The following is a 15,144-nucleotide window of genomic DNA, read 5'->3' as shown; positions in this document are numbered from 1 at the left end:
CGCTCAGCGAGCGAACGCCCAGGTGAGGCCCAGCGTCCAGCCGCGCGGGCCGTCGTGGCGCAGGTCGCGTGCGTGGCTGAGGTCGACGTTGACCGACGGGGTGGCCGTCCAGCGCAGGCCGGCGCGCCAGGCGTTGCGCCCGCCTTCGCGGAAGCGCTCGGCCACGAGCGAGAGCGCGGGCAGGGCGGCCCATTCGAGCGCCGCGCCCGAGTGGCTGGTGCTCGGCTGTGCGCGATGGAAGTCGCGCCCCAGGTTCAGGTGGGCGCGCCAGGCGTCGTCGAACTGCCAGGTGACGGGGATCACCACGCTGCTGTCGGTAAGGCGCAACGAGGCGCGGTCGCCTGTGCTGCGTTGCCACGTGGCCGAGGCGAGCACGCCGGTGCTCAGCGTGTCGGTGAGCGCGAAGGCCCACTTGATCTGCGGGCCGGCACGCAGCGTGCGGCCGTTGGCGCCGCGCTCACGTTCGAGGTTCAGGCCCAGCTCGATGGGGCCGACACGGCAGGCCGGGCCGAGGTGCACGAGGCGCTGGCCGCCCCAGGTCTCGATCTGGCACTGGCCCGGATCGAGGATGGCGGCGTCGTCCACCGAATGGTGGCCGCCGGCGGCGTGGGTCTGCGTGGCGGCCAGGCCGCAGAGGGTGGCGAGCCAGGCGCGGCTTGGCGCGGGGCGGCGGGGGGCAAAGGGGCGGGCGCTGGAACGGGCGGCCGTGGCCGTCCGCACGACACGCCGCAGGCGTTCGCGGGTCATGGGAGTTTCTCCTTCGGGTGCGGCGCGCCGCGAAGGAAGGAAACGCCCGTGACGACTTGCTTAATTACTCAGCAGTCAGCCGGCGGCGCTCCTCCGCAGCGCGGCAGGCTGCGAGGTGAGTGGGGGATCGATCGGGCAGTGAAGGCGGCGCACAGCGGCGCAAGCAAGGGTCCGGGTCCATGAGGGCCTCCTGTTCTGTGGGGGTGGCAGGGGCGGGCTTCAGCGGCGTGTGGTGCCGTGGCCGGGTGGGTCGAGCAGCAGGAAGAAGCTGCGGATGCGGCGCGTGGTCCACAGCGCGGCGGCGCGGTCCAGGGCCTGCTCGTCGTCGACGTGCGGGGCCGGGTTCACGCGCACAGGCGCACCGGCGTGCGCCGACGGGCGACCGTGCGACGGTTGCACCTGCGGATGCAGCGGACGAATTTGAAACTGGCGCATGACAAGGCTCCTTCACGCTGAAGGGCCTCGCGCACGGACGCACGCAAGCTGACTGACAAAGTCAGCGACGAAGAACAACGGGAATCGGTAGGGGGAGCCGCTTGCCCGAGGGGCAAGGGGTTCGCGCTGCGGACACGGCGGCCGCCAGCGCGGGAGCTGCCTGCGCTAGAGGGCCGGGGGTGTCACGCCTGCCGAGGCACGCGTCTTGTCACTGATCCAACTGGCACTGTCCACGCACGGGGCTCCGAAATGATGATTTCCGGATTGTTGCACCGCATCATTGGCAGCGTCAACCCTTGGCATGAAGCAACAGGCTGCGTCGGGGTTGCGTGGCGTGGAGCCGGGCCTCGTTCGCGCTGCGTTCGATAGGGGCCGGAAACCAGCGGAAGATGTTCGAGTCGCTGCGCCAGCCGTTGCTGAAGCGCACGAACAGGAAGCCCGAGATGGCATTGCCCAGGTCGTCCACCGGAATGCCAGCGGCGCGCAGGGCCTCGACCTCTTGCGCGGCGCTCATGTCGAAGGGGAGTTTCAGCGTGATGCTCGCGCTGTGAAGACTGGGTCGGGGCATCGTGACCTCCTTTGCACTGACCATGGGCCGTAGTGAAGCGCAAGGAGTTGTGTCAGGCGATACCGAAGATATGGGAGCTGTCCATTGGACAGAGGGGTGCGATTCGCCCTCGCTCCCTCGTGGCATCCCCCGACCGGGGGATGTCAGGGGTAGGGTGGCCTATGCCGAATGCCTGCCCTCTGTGCCTATAGTCGACGCGCATGAAAGCAAGCACCCCCGCCATCCTGTTCGTGTGCACCGGCAACATCTGCCGCTCGCCGACCGCGCACGCATTGCTGCTCCACAAGGCGCAGCGCGCAGGCTTCGCGCTGGAGGTCGACAGCGCCGCCATCTCTGACGAGGAGCGCGGCAATCCGCCCGATCCGCGCTCGGTGGCCGAGGCGCTGCGGCGCGGCATCGCGATGCCCGCGCACCGCGCACGCCAGGTGCATGCGGCCGACTTCGAACGCTTCGACTGGCTCATCGGCATGACGCAGCAGCACTGCGCCGCGCTGCGCAGGCGTGCGCCCGCGGATGCGGCGCGCAAGGTGCGCCTGCTCTCGGAGTTTGCCGATGCCATCGGCGGCGACGTGCCCGACCCGTGGTACGGCGGCCACCAGGCCTTCATCGAGGCCTTCGACCTGATCGACCTGGGCGTGGAAGGCCTGCTCACGCAGCTGCGTCGCGACGCGGCCTGAACCTGCGTGCCTTGTTCAGCCCGTGCAGAGTGCGCGGATCGTCGGCGGAATCGGCACCGCGCGGATGCCGCCGCCTTCGCGCTTCGCCGCAAAGATCCGCACCTCTTCGCATTCGAGGATCAGGTCGTCGCCGCGCGTCACGCGGTAGGTCTGCACGAAGCTCTTGTCGCGCCATTCGGTGATGCGCACCGCGATCTGCAGCGTGTCGCCGTAGCTGGCCGCCTTGACGAAGCGCGTGTGCGTGTCGACCAGCGGCGTGCCGATCACGCCGAGCGTGCGGGCGGTGTCTTCCCAGCGCGGCACGCCGCACTCGGCGAAGAAGTGGCGCGAGGCCGCGTCGATCCAGCGGAAGAAGTTGGGAAACCAGACGATGCCGGCCGGGTCGCAGTCGCCGAACTCGACGCGCGCGGTGTAGACGACTTCCTTGCCGGAAGCGTCGTGGGGAGATGGGGTGCTGCTCATCCGTCGATTGTCCCGGCTGCTCAGTCGGCCTTGATGCCGCGCTCGCGGATGAGTGCGCCGAAGCGTTGCGAGTCGGCCGCCGCACGGCGTTGGAAGTCGGCCGGCGTGCCCGGTGCCGGCTCGCCGCCGATGGCCGCGATGCGCTCCTTCACCGCCGGCAGCGCGAGCGCGCGGTTGACCTGCGTGTTGAGCTGCGCCACCACCTCGGGCGGCGTGCCGGCCGGGGCGTAGAAGCCGAACACCGTGTCGGCGTCGAAGCCGCGCAGGCCGGCCTCGTCGAGTGTGGGCACGTCGGGGAACTGCGACGAGCGGTGCGGGCTGCCCACGGCCAGCAGCTTGAGCTTGCCGGCGCGCACCTGGTTCAGGGCAATGCCGGGGTCGAAGGCGTAGTCGATCTGGCCGGCCAGCAGGTCCTGCAAGGCGGGCGCCGCGCCGCGGTAGGGCACGTGCAGCGCGAACAGGCCGGCCTGGCTCTTGAACATCTCGCCCGCCAGGTGCGGCGAGCTGCCGTTGCCCGGCGAGCCGTACGACAGCTTGCCGGGGTTGGCCTTGAGGTAGGCCATGAACGACTTCACGTCGGTCGGCGGCAGCGAAGGCCGTGTGACCAAAAACACCAGCACGCGCGCGGCGGCGGCCACGGGCACCAGGTCCTTGGCGGGGTCGAAGCTCATGCGCGCATACAGGTGCGGGTTCACCGACACCATGCCGCCCGAGCTCATGAGCAGCGTGTAGCCGTCGGCCGCCGCGCGCGCCACGGCCTCGCCGCCGACGTTGCCGTTGGCGCCGCCGCGGTTCTCGATCACCACGGGCTGCTTCAGCGCTTCCTGCAGCGGTTGCGAGACGGCGCGCGCGAGCTGGTCGGCCGCGCCGCCGGCCGGGAAGTTGACGATCACCTTGATGGGCTTGGAGGGCCAGGTGTCGGCATGCACGGCCGGCGCGCACAAGGCGGTGCCGGCCAGGGCGAGGGCCAGCAGCACGCGGCGCGATGTCGTCGGAATGGGGCGTGGGGTCATGGTTCTTTGTCTCCTCAGGTCGTGGTCGTTGTCTTGGGCCGCTTCATCCAGCGGATGGGTTGCGCCTGCACCGGGCGCGGGGCGGCGCCGTGGCGCGTGAGCGCGGCGTCCAGCGCCTTGCCGCCTTCGTCCGCGAGCGCGGCCTCGCGGGCCGCGGCGATCGCCTCGGCGCGCGCGGCGGGCTGCAGCGTGGCGCGGCCTGCGAGCTCGTCGATCACGTGCAGCAGGTTGTGCTTGCCGCGCTCGTTGGTGCTGCCGTAGCCCTTGATGAGCCGGCCGCACAGCGCCAGCTCGCGGCCCAGCGCCCAGTGCGCGCGCGTGCCGGTCTCGACGGCGGCCAGCCAGCGCTCGATCAGCGCCTGCTCTTCGGCAAAGCGGCTGCCGCGCCGGCGCAGCCAGGTGAGCGAGGCCAGCACGCGCAGCGAGGCCATGCCCAGCACCGAGTGGCTGCCCACCTGCAGCGGCAAGGCCCACGGCGCAAGTCCGCGCGACTGGCGGGCGCGGTCCCAGGCGGTCACGCGGCGCGCGAGCGACGGCGGCAGCAGCGCCGCGAACTCGGGCGCGCCGGGCTTGAAGTGGTCGAAGACCTTCACGAGGTCGTCGTCGCCGGCGCGCACTTCCTGGCGCACGCGCTGCGCACGGCTGGCGCGGCCCTTCAGCGCGGCCACGCGCACGATGTCGTCGAAGGCCATCCACAGCGCCAGCCAGCCCGCCATTTCGCGCGTGACCGCGAAGCCCTGCGCGCCCGACGGGTCGGCGGCGCGCTCGGCCTCGAGCACCCGCGCGAGGCGCTCGGCGTACAGCGCGGCGTAGGCGTCGTCCTGGTAGTCGCGCACCCGCGCATGGCCCAGCGTGAGCATGTCGTGCACGGCCGGCGGAAAGCGGCGCGCCACGTCGTCGGGCAGGGGCTGCGGCGGCGGAGGCGCGTCGCGCGTGTCGTCGCCGGCCAGCACGCCCTGCACGAAGGCGGCCTGGGCGCGCGGTGCGCGCACGGCCTCGAAGGCGGCGGCAAAGCCGCGCAGGCTGGCGGCGGCCATCTTGCCGAGCTTGTCGGGCGCGGCTTCGTCGTCGCCGCGCACCGCGCGCTCGTAGGCCTCGCGCGGAAACGGGAACAGGCCGCTGCCCGCGATCGCGCCCAGCATCACGGCGCTGACCACCGTGCCGGCCTCGCGCGCCATGGCGCCCATGTCGAGCACGTGGTGCTCGCGGCTGAAGGCCTTGACCACGTCCAGCAGGCGCTGTGCATCGGCGCGGCCGTCGCCGGGCACCATGCGCTCGGCCGTGGTGAGCACGCGCGCCGACGAGCTGATGACCAGCGTGCGCAGCGGCGCGCTCATGCCGTTGCCGATCTGGCGCGTGGTCTCCAGCAGCTCCGACGAGACGATCGCGTCGAGCGCGCCCGGCACCGGGCCCAGGCTGAACACCGGGCGCCGGCCGCCCAGCTGCGCCATCGGCACCGGGAACACTTCGAGGTAGTAGGTGGTGGCGCCGGTGCGCTGCGCCACGCCGGGGATCGACGTGCTCTGCGCCGTGTAGCCCGCGTGCCGCGCGGCGTCGACCAGCCATTCGGTGAGCACGCCGCCGCCTTCGCCGCCGAGGGCGCACACGAGCAGGGTGGTGGGACGGTTCTGTTCCATGTCTCTGTTCTTTCTTCTCAGGCCGGGCGCAGGGCGCCGACGATCGCGCTGCGCAGGCCGTGCAGCAGACGTTCGTGCCATTTCGGGTTCTGCACCACCTCGGCGCGGTAGAAGCTGGGGCACAGCGTGGCCGCGTGCGCGTTGGCGCCGCACAGGCCGCAGCCCACGCAGCCGTCGATGACGACGGCCACCGGGTCGACCTTCAGCGGATCGGGGTTGTCCTTGAGCGTGAGCGTGGGGCACCCCGACAGGCGGATGCAGGCGTGGTCGCCGTTGCACACGTCTTCGTCGACGCCGTACTTCACGCGCACCACACGTTTTCCCTTCTTCAGCAGGCCGGCGATCCACGGCTTGATGCGGCGCTGCCGCTCGAGCTGGCACTCGCCCTCGGCGATCACCACCTTCAGGCCGTTGAAGTCGCTCGTGAGCGCCTCGGTGAGCGTCTTGCGCATGCGCTCCACGTCGTAGGTGGTGACGGTGCGCATCCACTGCACGCCCAGGCCCTTCAGCGTGGCCTCGATGGTCTGGTTCTTGTCGACCAGGCTCTGCTGCTTGTCGACGGCGCGCTCCTTGATCTCGTCGTCGGGCGTGGAGATGATGTCCTGCGTGCCGGTGGCCGAGGTGTAGCCGTTCTTGAAGATCAGCAGCACTGCGTCGTCGTCGTTGAACAGCGCGCTCTGCACGCCCGTGAGCAGGCCGTTGTGCCAGAAGCCGCCGTCGCCCATGATCGACAGCGTGCGCCGGTTCATCATCGGCGTCACGCCCGCGCGGCTGGCCAGGCTCATGCCGTAGCCGAGGATCGAGTGGCCCATCGAAAACGGCTCGAAGGTGCCGAAGGCATGGCAACCGATGTCGGCCGCGATGTGCACCGGCCCCGTCTCCTGCTGCGCCAGCTTGAGGGCCGAGAACACCGGCCGCTCGGGGCAACCCACGCAGAAGCTCGGCGGGCGGTTGGGCAGCGGCGCGTCGAGCCGGCGCGCCACCGCCTCGCGGCGTTCGCGGTTGCCGGCCAGCCAGGCCTGCGCCGAGGTGGCGGCCTCGCTCGCGCCGAGGTAGCGTTCGGCAAAGGCCGCGAGGCCGCCCGACAGCACCTCCACGCCGTACTCGCCGGCCTGCGGCAGCAGGTCCTTGCCGTGCAGCGGGGTCTGGATGTCGCGCCGGCGCAGCAGCGTGGCGATGTCCTGCTCGATGTACTCGGGCTGGCCTTCTTCCACCACCAGCACCGCGCGCTTGCCGATGCAGAAATCGGCCACCTGCTCGGGCACCAGCGGGTAGGTCACGTTGAGCACGAGGATCGGGATGTCGGTGTCGCCGAAGGCATCGGCCAGGCCCTGCTGCTGCAGGCTGCGGATCAGCGCGTTGTACAGCCCGCCCTGCACCACGATGCCCAGGTCGGGGTGGCGCCGGCCGGGCATCAGCTCGTTGAGGCCGTTCGCCACGATGTGGCGGCGCGCGGCGGGCATGCGCTCGTCGCCCTTGAGCTTCTCGTGGCGGAAGGTGACGGGCGGGTGCGCGAGCTTCATGTAGTTGAAGCCGGCCGGCTCGTCCATCAGCGCGCGCGTGGACACGGCGGGCGCGATGTTGTCCTTGCAGTCGAAGCTGCCGCGCACGTGGCAGGTGCGGATGCGCAGCTCCATCAGGCAGGGCATGTTCGAGGCCTCCGACAGCTGGAAGCCCTGCTCGACCATGCGCACCATCACGCCCAGGTCGGGCCGCGGATCGAGCAGGCACATGCTCGACTTGAGCGCGTAGGCGTGCGTGCGCTCCTGGATCACGCTGGCGCCTTCGCCGTAGTCCTCGCCCACCACGATCAGCACCCCGCCGGTCACGCCGGGCGACGACAGGTTCGACAGCGCATCGGCCGCCACGTTGGTGCCGACGATCGACTTCCAGGTCACGGCGCCGCGCAGCGGGTAGTGGATGGACGCGCCGAGCATCGCCGCCGCCGAGGCCTCGTTGGAGCAGGCCTCGACGTGCACGCCCAGCTCGTCCATGTAGGCCTTGCCCTGCACCATCACGTCGAGCAGGTGCGACACCGGCGCGCCCTGGTAGCCGCCGACGTAGGCCACGCCCGACTGCAGCAGGCCCTTGGTGATCGCGAGGATGCCCTCGCCGTGGAAGGTGTCGCCCGCGCCCAGGCGCAGCATTTCCACTTCCTTGCTGAATGAAACTTCCATCGTGTCTCGTGCTTCTTGTCGTGGGGAGAACGCGGGAGTGTGGGCGGGCCTGCGTCATACTTCAATGCAATGAGCCAGCTATCGAATATGAATGGCGTGCATATCGATGCGGTCGACCTCAACCTGCTGCGGTTGTTCGACGCCGTCTACCGCACCCGCAACGTGAGCCGCGCCGCCGAGGCCCTGGGCCTCACGCAGCCGGCGGCCAGCCACGGCCTCACGCGGCTGCGCCTGCTGCTGGGCGACGCGCTGTTCACGCGCAGCCTCGGCGGCGTGGCGCCCACGCCGCGCGCCGAGCGGCTGGCGGTGCCCGTGCAGTCGGCGCTGGCCATGCTGCAGCAGGCGCTGGCCGAGCCCGAGCGCTTCGACCCGGCGGCCTCGCGCAAGCTCTTTCGCATCCACATGAGCGACATCGGCGAGGGCCGCTTCTTGCCCGCGCTGATGGCGCGGCTGCGCGAGCTGGCACCGGGCGTGCGCGTGGAGACCATGCCGCTCGCGCCGGGCGAGATCGCCACCGCGCTGGACAGCGGCAAGGTCGACTTCGCCTTCGGCTTCCTGCCGCACGTGGAGGACACCCAGCGCACGCAGTTGCTGAAAGACCGCTACATCGTGCTGCTGCGCCACGACCACCCCTTCGTGAAGCGCCGGCGCAGCGGCCAGGCGCTGCTGGCCGCGCTGCACGAGCTCGACTACGTGGCCGTGCGCACCCACGCCGACACGCTGCGCATCCTGCAGCTGCTGAACCTCGAAGACCGCCTGCGCCTGACGACCGAGCACTTCATGGTGCTGCCGGCCATCGTGCGCGCCACCGACCTGGCGGTGGTGATGCCGCGCAACATCGCGCGCGGCTTCGCGGCCGAGGGCGGCTACGCCATCGTCGAGCCGCCGTTTCCGCTGCGCGACTTCACCGTGTCGCTGCACTGGAGCAAGCGCTTCGAGGCCGACCCCGGCAACCGCTGGTTGCGGCAGGTGATCGTGGCGTTGTTCTCGGAGCGCGGCTGACCTGCGAACACCCGCAGCGCCCCTCGTGACCAGGGCACTGGGTGCTTCCCGCAGCGAAATCAAGGAGGAGGGCGAAGCCCGGGGGACATTCGCGGAGGGAAGTACCCGGTGGCCTGGGCACGCCCCCCGGACACACGCGTTATTCTCAAGCGTTCCCCGCCTCGCGCCCCCGTCCCCCGATCCCCGTCCGAATGTCCGTCCCGCATCCCCTTTCCCCCGCTTCCTTCTTCCGTCCCGCAAGCCTCGGCGCGCGCTGACGACACCCCGGTGCAAGCGATTCTTTCCGGGGCCGTCCCGGTCCTGATCTTCATGGCCTGCGTGGGCCTGGCCACCTACGCGCAGAACCTCACGGGCTTTGCGTTCAGCCTCATCCTGCTGGGCCTCGTGTCGGTGTTCGACATCGCCAGCGTGAACGACGCGGCCAACGCCGCGACCGTGCTGAGCCTCATCAACGCCTGGACCTATTTCCGCGCGCGCCCCGGCCCCGTGCCCTGGCAGCTGATGAAGCCCGCGCTCAACGGCAGCACCGTCGGCGTCATCGTCGGGCTCATGCTGCTCGTGTGGCTCAGCGGCAGCGCCGTGTCGTGGTTGCGGGGCTTGCTGGGCGTGTCGATCCTGGTGTGCGCGGTGTTGCTGATGCTGCAGGGCAAGCCGCTGCCGGCCGTGTCGGGCCGCACCAGCTTCGCCCTCATCGGCGGGCTTTCGGGCGTGCTGGGCGGGCTGTTTTCCGCCTCCGGCCCGCCCATCGTCTTCCACATGTACCGCCAGCCGCTGGACCGCGAACTCGTGCGTCGCGCGCTGCTGCTGATGTTCGCCTTCAACTCGCTCGTGCGGCTCGTCATCGTGGTGCCCACGGGCCACTTCTCGTGGCACTCGGCGCTGCTGGCCGGCTGCGCCATGCCCGTGGTCTACGCCGCGACCCGGCTGCACCATCGCCTGCCCAACAAGCTGCAACCGCGCACCTTGCAATGGCTGGTCGCCGGGCTGCTTTTCGTGGCCGGCGTGACGCTGCTGGCCACCGCCTGGACCGCCATCGCACACGGCTGAAAAACGGCTGAAAACCCTCGGTTTCCGGCGTGGCCCGGGAATTGCAACGTCAATCCAAGGGTTTCCCCGGACGTGGCATACCGACCCTCACATACGCGTTATGGGCGTGCCCGTATGCAAGACCCCACGCAAGCCGCTAACGTCCATGACTGGCCCATGACGGGCCGCCCACGAGCCTGAAAAAGCATGAGCACCGAGAGCAGCAGTACACCGATTCAACCGATCCGCTTCTTCCATCGCGGAAAGATCGTCGACGTCAGCGGGGTCCATCCGACCCGCTCCGTGCTCGACTGGCTGCGCGAGGACGCGCGCTGCACCGGCACCAAGGAAGGCTGCAACGAAGGCGACTGCGGTGCCTGCACCGTCGTCATCGGCGAGCTGGCCACCGACGCCCACGCACCCGGCGCGGTCGACGGCCTGCAGCTGCAGACCGTCAACGCCTGCATCCAGTTCCTGCCCACGCTGCACGGCAAGGCGCTGTTCACGGTCGAAGACCTCAAGGGCCAGTGCGCGTCGCAGTGCAAGCCCAAGACGGAATCCACCGCCAAGCACGCCGTCCACCCACTGCACCCCGTGCAGCAGGCCATGGTCGACTGCCACGGCTCGCAGTGCGGTTTCTGCACGCCGGGCTTCGTGATGTCGCTGTGGGCCACCTACGAACACCACCAGGCCGAGGGCACGCAGCCCACGCGCCAGCAGCTGGCCGACGACCTGTCGGGCAACCTGTGCCGCTGCACCGGCTACCGCCCCATCCTCGACGCCGGCCAGCGCATGTTCGACCTGCCGGCCGTGCGCCTGGACACCGCGCCCGTGGTGGCCGCGCTCACCGCGCTGAAGAACGACGGCCTGGACTACGCGGCCCCGCTGGGCGCCCGCATCGACCACTTCCATGCCCCCAAGACCCTGGCCCAGCTCGCCGCACTGCGCGTGCAGAAGCCGCGCGCCCAGCTGCTGGCCGGCTCGACCGACGTCGGCCTGTGGGTCAACAAGCAGTTCCGCGACCTCGGCGACATCATCTATGTCGGCGATGTGGCCGAGATGAAGACGGTCGAGGAGCGCGCCGACGAGCTCTACATCGGCGCCGGCGCCTCGCTCGAAGCCGCCTTCGGCGCGCTGGTCGAGCGCGTGCCCAGCCTGGCCGACGTGTGGCTGCGCTTTGCCTCGCCGCCGATCCGCCACGCCGGCACCATGGGCGGCAACGTCGCCAACGGCTCGCCCATCGGCGACTCGCCGCCGGTGCTGATGTCGCTGGACGCGCAGATCGAACTGCGCCGCGGCGATGTGGTTCGCCGCATGCCGCTGCCCGCGTTCTATCTCGATTACATGAAGAACGAGCTGCAGCCCGGCGAGTTCGTGCAGGGACTGGCCGTGCCGCTGGCCGCCATGCGCCGCCAGGTGCGCGCCTACAAGATCAGCAAGCGCTTCGACTGCGACATCTCTGCGCTGTGCGCGGGCTTCGCCATCGAACTGGAAGCCGACGGCAGCGACACGGTGAAGGCCGTGCGCCTGGCCTTCGGCGGCATGGCCGCCACCGTCAAGCGCGCCGCCAACGCCGAAGCCGCGCTCGTGGGCAAGCCCTGGACGCAGGCCAGCGTGGCCACCGCCAAGCTGGCGCTGGCGCAGGATTTCAAGCCGCTCTCCGACATGCGGGCCTCGGCCGACTACCGCCTGCAGGTGGCGCAGAACCTGATCCAGCGCCTGTGGCTCGAAACCCGCACGCAGGACGCGCTGTCCATCGAAGAAACCAGCGTCTGGAGCGTGATGCCCCATGTCGTTGCCAAGGTTGCGGCGGAAGGACTCTGACCATGAACAAACCCATCGACGCCCGCCTGCTGCAGCCCGCCGAGGCCTTTGCCGACTACCTGAAGAACACCGCCGCCCGCATCGACGTGGGCGCCGAAGCGCTGGCCCACGGCCGCGGCATGCGCGTGGGCATCAGCCGCCCGCACGAGTCGGCGCACCTGCACGTGGCCGGCGAGGCCACCTACATCGACGACATTCCCGAACTCGCCGGCACGCTGCACTGCGCGCTGGGCCTGTCGCCGGCCGCCAACGGCCGCGTGACGGCGCTGTCGCTCGACGCCATCCGCGCCATGCCCGGCGTGGTCACGGTGCTCACCGCCGACGACATCCCCGGCACCAACGACTGCGGCTCGATCATTCACGACGACCCGATCCTGCTGCCCGTGAACGACGGCGGCGAGATCCGCTACCTCGGCCAGCCCGTGTTCGCCGTGATCGCCGAAACGCGCGACGCCGCGCGCCGCGCCGCCGCCAAGGCCAAGGACGCGCTGACCATCGAGGCGCAGCCGCCCGTGCTCACGCCGCAGGACGCGCATGCGCGCGGCCAGTACGTGGTGCCGCCGATGCACATCGTGCGCAGCGGCGGGGCCGCCAACGGCGGCGACGAGGCCGCCGTGCGCGCCGCCATCGCGAAGGCGCCGCACCGCCACACCGCCACGCTCGACGTCGGCGGGCAGGAACAGTTCTACCTCGAAGGCCAGATCAGCTACGCCATCCCGAAGGAGGGCGGCACGCTGCACATCCACTGCTCGACGCAGCACCCGAGCGAAATGCAGCACCTGGTGGCACACGCGCTGCACCTGTCCTCGAATGAAGTGCACGTCGAATGCCGACGCATGGGCGGCGGCTTCGGCGGCAAGGAGTCGCAGTCGGCGATCTTTGCCTGCGTGGCGGCCATTGCGGCGCGCCAGCTGCAGCGCCCCGTGAAGCTGCGCCTGGACCGCGACGACGACTTCATGATCACCGGCCGTCGCCACTGCTTCTGGTACGAGTACGACGTGGGCTATGACGACGAGGGCCGCATCCTCGGCGCCGAGATCACCATGGTCTCGCGCGCCGGCCACTCGGCCGACCTGTCGGGCCCGGTGATGACGCGCGCGCTGTGCCACTTCGACAACGCCTACTGGCTGCCCAACGTGAGCATGCACGGCTTCTCGGGCAAGACCAACACGCAGAGCAACACCGCGTTCCGCGGCTTCGGCGGCCCGCAGGGCGCCATCGCCATCGAGAACATCATGGACTCGGTGGCGCGCGAATTGAAGCGCGACCCGCTCGACGTGCGGCGCGTCAACTTCTACGGCAAGGGCGAGAACAACGTCACGCCGTACCGCCAGACCGTGACCGACAACATCGTCCACGAACTCGTGGCCGAGCTGGAGGAAACCAGCGACTACCGCCTGCGCCGCGAAGAGATTGCCGCCTTCAACGCCAAGAGCCCGGTGCTCAAGCGCGGGCTGGCGCTGGCGCCGCTGAAGTTCGGCATCTCGTTCAACGTGAAGCACTTCAACCAGGCCGGCGCGCTGGTGCACGTGTACACCGACGGCTCGATCCTCGTGAACCACGGCGGCACCGAGATGGGCCAGGGCCTGAACACCAAGGTGGCGCAGGTGGTGGCGCACGAGCTGGGCGTGAGCTTCGAGCGCGTGCGCGTCACCGCGACCGACACGACCAAGGTGGCCAACACGTCGGCCACGGCCGCTTCGACCGGCGCCGACCTGAACGGCAAGGCCGCGCAGGATGCCGCGCGCCAGATCCGCGAACGCCTGGCCGCCTGCGCTGCCGAGCGCCATGGCGGCAACGCCGCCGACGTGCGCTTTGTCAACGACCAGGTCGAAGTGAACGGCCGCACGCTGGCCTTCAGCACTGTCGTGGGCGAGGCCTACCTCGACCGCAAGCAGCTGTGGTCCGACGGCTTCTACGCCACGCCCGGCCTGAGCTGGGACAAGGACAAGATGCAGGGCCGCCCGTTCTACTACTACGCCTACGGCGCGGCGGTGAGCGAAGTGGTGGTTGACACCCTCACCGGCGAATGGAAGCTGCTGCGCGCCGACATCCTGCACGACGCGGGCAAGTCGCTGAACCCGGCCGTGGACATCGGCCAGGTCGAGGGCGCCTTCATCCAGGGCATGGGCTGGCTCACGACCGAAGAGCTGGTGTGGCATCCGCAAAGCGGCAAGCTCACCACGCACGCGCCGAGCACCTACAAGATCCCGACGGCCAACGACTGCCCGCCGGTGTTCAACGTGCGCCTGTTCGAGGGCCAGAACTTCGAAGACTCGATTCACCGCAGCAAGGCCGTGGGCGAACCGCCGCTGTTGCTGCCGTTCTCGGTGTTCTTCGCCATCCGCGATGCCGTGTCGGCCGCGGGCGGGCACCGGGTCGATCCGCCGCTGAAGGCGCCGGCCACGAGCGAATCCATCCTCCGCGCCCTGACCGCGGTGCAGGCAGCCTCTGGCGAATGAGCACCGGCCGTGCTCGCACGGTCCGAGCGTCCTTCCGTTCTCCAAATGCTGCGCTGTATAACTGTTCGCACAGACAAGAAAGGTGTGAACAGCCATGAGAGACCAGGCGCTTTTCGACAAGATCGACCTTCATCTGATTCGGGTGCTTCATACCGTGCTGACCGACCGCAGCGTCTCGCGCGCCGCCATCCGCCTGGGCATGTACCAGCCGGCCGTCTCGGCCGCGCTGAAGCGCCTGCGCGAGCTGTCGGGCGACCCGCTGCTGGTGCGTTCGGGCTCGGGCATGGTGCCCACCGACGCGGGGCTGCGCATGATCGAGCCCGCGGCCAGCATCCTGCGGGCGGCCGAGATGCTGTTCTCGGATGCGCGCGGCTTCGAGCCGCAGTCGGCGGCCACCACGTTCCGCATCGCGGCCAGCGACTACATGGACCCGCTGTTCCTGCCGATGCTGGTGGCGCAGGTCAAGCGCGAGGCGCCGCTGTGCCAGATCGAGATCCATGCGCTCTCGCCCGATTCGGACTACCACGGGCACCTGGCGCTCGGGCAGGTCGACCTGGTGATCGGCAACTGGCTCAAGCCGCCGGAAGACCTGCACATGGCGCGCCTGTTCGGCGACGAGGTGGTGTCGCTGGTCAACCAGGACCATCCGGCGGTGCGCCGCGGCTGGGACCTGGAAACCTGGCTGGCGGCCGAGCACATCGCGCCCACGCCCATGCACCCGGGCGGGCGCGGCATCATCGACCAGATGCTCGACGAGCTGGGCCGGCAGCGCAACATCACGGCGCGCTGCGCGCACTTCAGCCTCATCCCGGACATGGTGGCCTCGAGCCTGCTGGTGCTCACCACCGGGCGCCAGTACTGCGAGCGTTTTGCCGCACGGCTGCCCGTGAAGATCCTCGAGTGCCCGGCTGCCTTGCCGCGCCTCATGTACTACCAGCTCTGGCACGAACGCACGCATTCGTCGAGTTCCGCGCGCTGGCTGCGCGAATGCATCAAGGGCGTGGCGGCGTCGCTGCGGCCCGGCTTCGATGCCGCGCCCGCCGCCACCGCCCGAGCCCTGCCGGCTGAGCCGCTTTCCGATCCTCCCTGAGCCCTCCGTCGCGCCGGCGTCGCG

General features: G+C 70.2%; 13 protein-coding genes. 6 read left to right on the top strand and 7 right to left on the bottom strand.

Annotation, left to right across the window (positions count from 1 at the left end; all coding sequences use genetic code 11):
* Nucleotides 1-3: 3 nt before the first annotated feature.
* The 3 genes from ACAM52_RS19060 to ACAM52_RS19050 all read right to left on the bottom strand — a co-directional run bounded on the left by ACAM52_RS19060 (nucleotide 4) and on the right by ACAM52_RS19050 (nucleotide 1,750).
* Nucleotides 4-747 (bottom strand): hypothetical protein, encoded by a 744-nt coding sequence (locus ACAM52_RS19060; protein ID WP_369644298.1) that lies wholly within the window; start codon nucleotides 745-747, stop codon nucleotides 4-6.
* A gap of 219 nt (nucleotides 748-966) precedes the next feature.
* Nucleotides 967-1,182, bottom strand: coding sequence for a hypothetical protein (locus ACAM52_RS19055; protein WP_095946751.1), 216 nt, complete (start codon nucleotides 1,180-1,182; stop codon nucleotides 967-969).
* A gap of 289 nt (nucleotides 1,183-1,471) precedes the next feature.
* A complete protein-coding gene (locus tag ACAM52_RS19050; protein ID WP_235926727.1) occupies nucleotides 1,472-1,750 on the bottom strand; it encodes a hypothetical protein in 279 nt (92 codons plus the stop codon).
* Between the two features lie 200 nt (nucleotides 1,751-1,950).
* On the opposite strand from ACAM52_RS19050, the gene ACAM52_RS19045 reads away from it, so the two are divergent.
* Nucleotides 1,951-2,427 (top strand): low molecular weight protein-tyrosine-phosphatase, encoded by a 477-nt coding sequence (locus tag ACAM52_RS19045; protein WP_369644297.1) that lies wholly within the window; start codon nucleotides 1,951-1,953, stop codon nucleotides 2,425-2,427.
* Between the two features lie 15 nt (nucleotides 2,428-2,442).
* Here ACAM52_RS19045 and ACAM52_RS19040 read toward each other — a convergent pair whose 3' ends face one another.
* The 4 genes from ACAM52_RS19040 to ACAM52_RS19025 are packed head-to-tail and all read right to left on the bottom strand — an operon-like array spanning nucleotide 2,443 to nucleotide 7,716.
* A complete protein-coding gene (locus ACAM52_RS19040) occupies nucleotides 2,443-2,889 on the bottom strand; it encodes an acyl-CoA thioesterase (RefSeq protein WP_369644296.1) in 447 nt (148 codons plus the stop codon).
* 20 nt (nucleotides 2,890-2,909) lie between these two features.
* Nucleotides 2,910-3,902: a Bug family tripartite tricarboxylate transporter substrate binding protein gene (locus ACAM52_RS19035; protein WP_369644295.1), complete on the bottom strand. Its 993-nt coding sequence runs from the start codon at nucleotides 3,900-3,902 to the stop codon at nucleotides 2,910-2,912.
* A 14-nt stretch (nucleotides 3,903-3,916) separates the two neighbouring features.
* Nucleotides 3,917-5,539, bottom strand: coding sequence for an indolepyruvate oxidoreductase subunit beta family protein (locus ACAM52_RS19030; RefSeq protein ID WP_369644294.1), 1,623 nt, complete (start codon nucleotides 5,537-5,539; stop codon nucleotides 3,917-3,919).
* A gap of 17 nt (nucleotides 5,540-5,556) precedes the next feature.
* Nucleotides 5,557-7,716 (bottom strand): thiamine pyrophosphate-dependent enzyme, encoded by a 2,160-nt coding sequence (locus ACAM52_RS19025; RefSeq protein ID WP_369644293.1) that lies wholly within the window; start codon nucleotides 7,714-7,716, stop codon nucleotides 5,557-5,559.
* An 87-nt stretch (nucleotides 7,717-7,803) separates the two neighbouring features.
* On the opposite strand from ACAM52_RS19025, the gene ACAM52_RS19020 reads away from it, so the two are divergent.
* From ACAM52_RS19020 to ACAM52_RS19000, 5 genes are all read left to right on the top strand, one after another.
* Nucleotides 7,804-8,718, top strand: a complete 915-nt coding sequence (locus ACAM52_RS19020) for a LysR family transcriptional regulator (protein ID WP_369644292.1) — start codon at nucleotides 7,804-7,806, stop codon at nucleotides 8,716-8,718.
* Nucleotides 8,719-8,985: 267 nt separating this feature from the next.
* A complete protein-coding gene (locus tag ACAM52_RS19015; RefSeq protein WP_369644291.1) occupies nucleotides 8,986-9,765 on the top strand; it encodes a TSUP family transporter in 780 nt (259 codons plus the stop codon).
* A 186-nt stretch (nucleotides 9,766-9,951) separates the two neighbouring features.
* Complete coding sequence (xdhA, locus tag ACAM52_RS19010; protein WP_369644290.1) at nucleotides 9,952-11,568, top strand: xanthine dehydrogenase small subunit; 1,617 nt, start codon at nucleotides 9,952-9,954, stop codon at nucleotides 11,566-11,568.
* 2 nt (nucleotides 11,569-11,570) lie between these two features.
* On the top strand, nucleotides 11,571-14,030 hold the full coding sequence (gene xdhB / locus ACAM52_RS19005; protein ID WP_369644289.1) for a xanthine dehydrogenase molybdopterin binding subunit: 2,460 nt from the start codon (nucleotides 11,571-11,573) through the stop codon (nucleotides 14,028-14,030).
* Nucleotides 14,031-14,124: 94 nt separating this feature from the next.
* Complete coding sequence (locus ACAM52_RS19000) at nucleotides 14,125-15,120, top strand: LysR family transcriptional regulator (RefSeq protein WP_159274497.1); 996 nt, start codon at nucleotides 14,125-14,127, stop codon at nucleotides 15,118-15,120.
* The last annotated feature ends 24 nt before the right edge of the window (nucleotides 15,121-15,144 follow it).

The sequence above is a fragment of the Variovorax sp. V118 genome (assembly GCF_041154445.1).
Classification (GTDB): Bacteria; Pseudomonadota; Gammaproteobacteria; order Burkholderiales; family Burkholderiaceae_C; genus Variovorax; species Variovorax boronicumulans.
This window is presented reverse-complemented; position numbering and strand designations above follow the sequence as displayed.

Excerpts from the sequence above, each read along its gene's own strand:
- ACAM52_RS19060 (WP_369644298.1), bottom strand. The coding sequence starts at position 747 with ATGACCCGCGAACGCCTGCGGCGTGTCGTGCGGACGGCCACGGCCGCC.
- ACAM52_RS19055 (WP_095946751.1), bottom strand. The coding sequence starts at position 1,182 with ATGCGCCAGTTTCAAATTCGTCCGCTGCATCCGCAGGTGCAACCGTCG.
- ACAM52_RS19050 (WP_235926727.1), bottom strand. The coding sequence starts at position 1,750 with ATGCCCCGACCCAGTCTTCACAGCGCGAGCATCACGCTGAAACTCCCC.
- ACAM52_RS19045 (WP_369644297.1), top strand. The coding sequence starts at position 1,951 with ATGAAAGCAAGCACCCCCGCCATCCTGTTCGTGTGCACCGGCAACATC.
- ACAM52_RS19040 (WP_369644296.1), bottom strand. The coding sequence starts at position 2,889 with ATGAGCAGCACCCCATCTCCCCACGACGCTTCCGGCAAGGAAGTCGTC.
- ACAM52_RS19035 (WP_369644295.1), bottom strand. The coding sequence starts at position 3,902 with ATGACCCCACGCCCCATTCCGACGACATCGCGCCGCGTGCTGCTGGCC.
- ACAM52_RS19030 (WP_369644294.1), bottom strand. The coding sequence starts at position 5,539 with ATGGAACAGAACCGTCCCACCACCCTGCTCGTGTGCGCCCTCGGCGGC.
- ACAM52_RS19025 (WP_369644293.1), bottom strand. The coding sequence starts at position 7,716 with ATGGAAGTTTCATTCAGCAAGGAAGTGGAAATGCTGCGCCTGGGCGCG.
- ACAM52_RS19020 (WP_369644292.1), top strand. The coding sequence starts at position 7,804 with ATGAATGGCGTGCATATCGATGCGGTCGACCTCAACCTGCTGCGGTTG.
- xdhA (WP_369644290.1), top strand. The coding sequence starts at position 9,952 with ATGAGCACCGAGAGCAGCAGTACACCGATTCAACCGATCCGCTTCTTC.
- xdhB (WP_369644289.1), top strand. The coding sequence starts at position 11,571 with ATGAACAAACCCATCGACGCCCGCCTGCTGCAGCCCGCCGAGGCCTTT.
- ACAM52_RS19000 (WP_159274497.1), top strand. The coding sequence starts at position 14,125 with ATGAGAGACCAGGCGCTTTTCGACAAGATCGACCTTCATCTGATTCGG.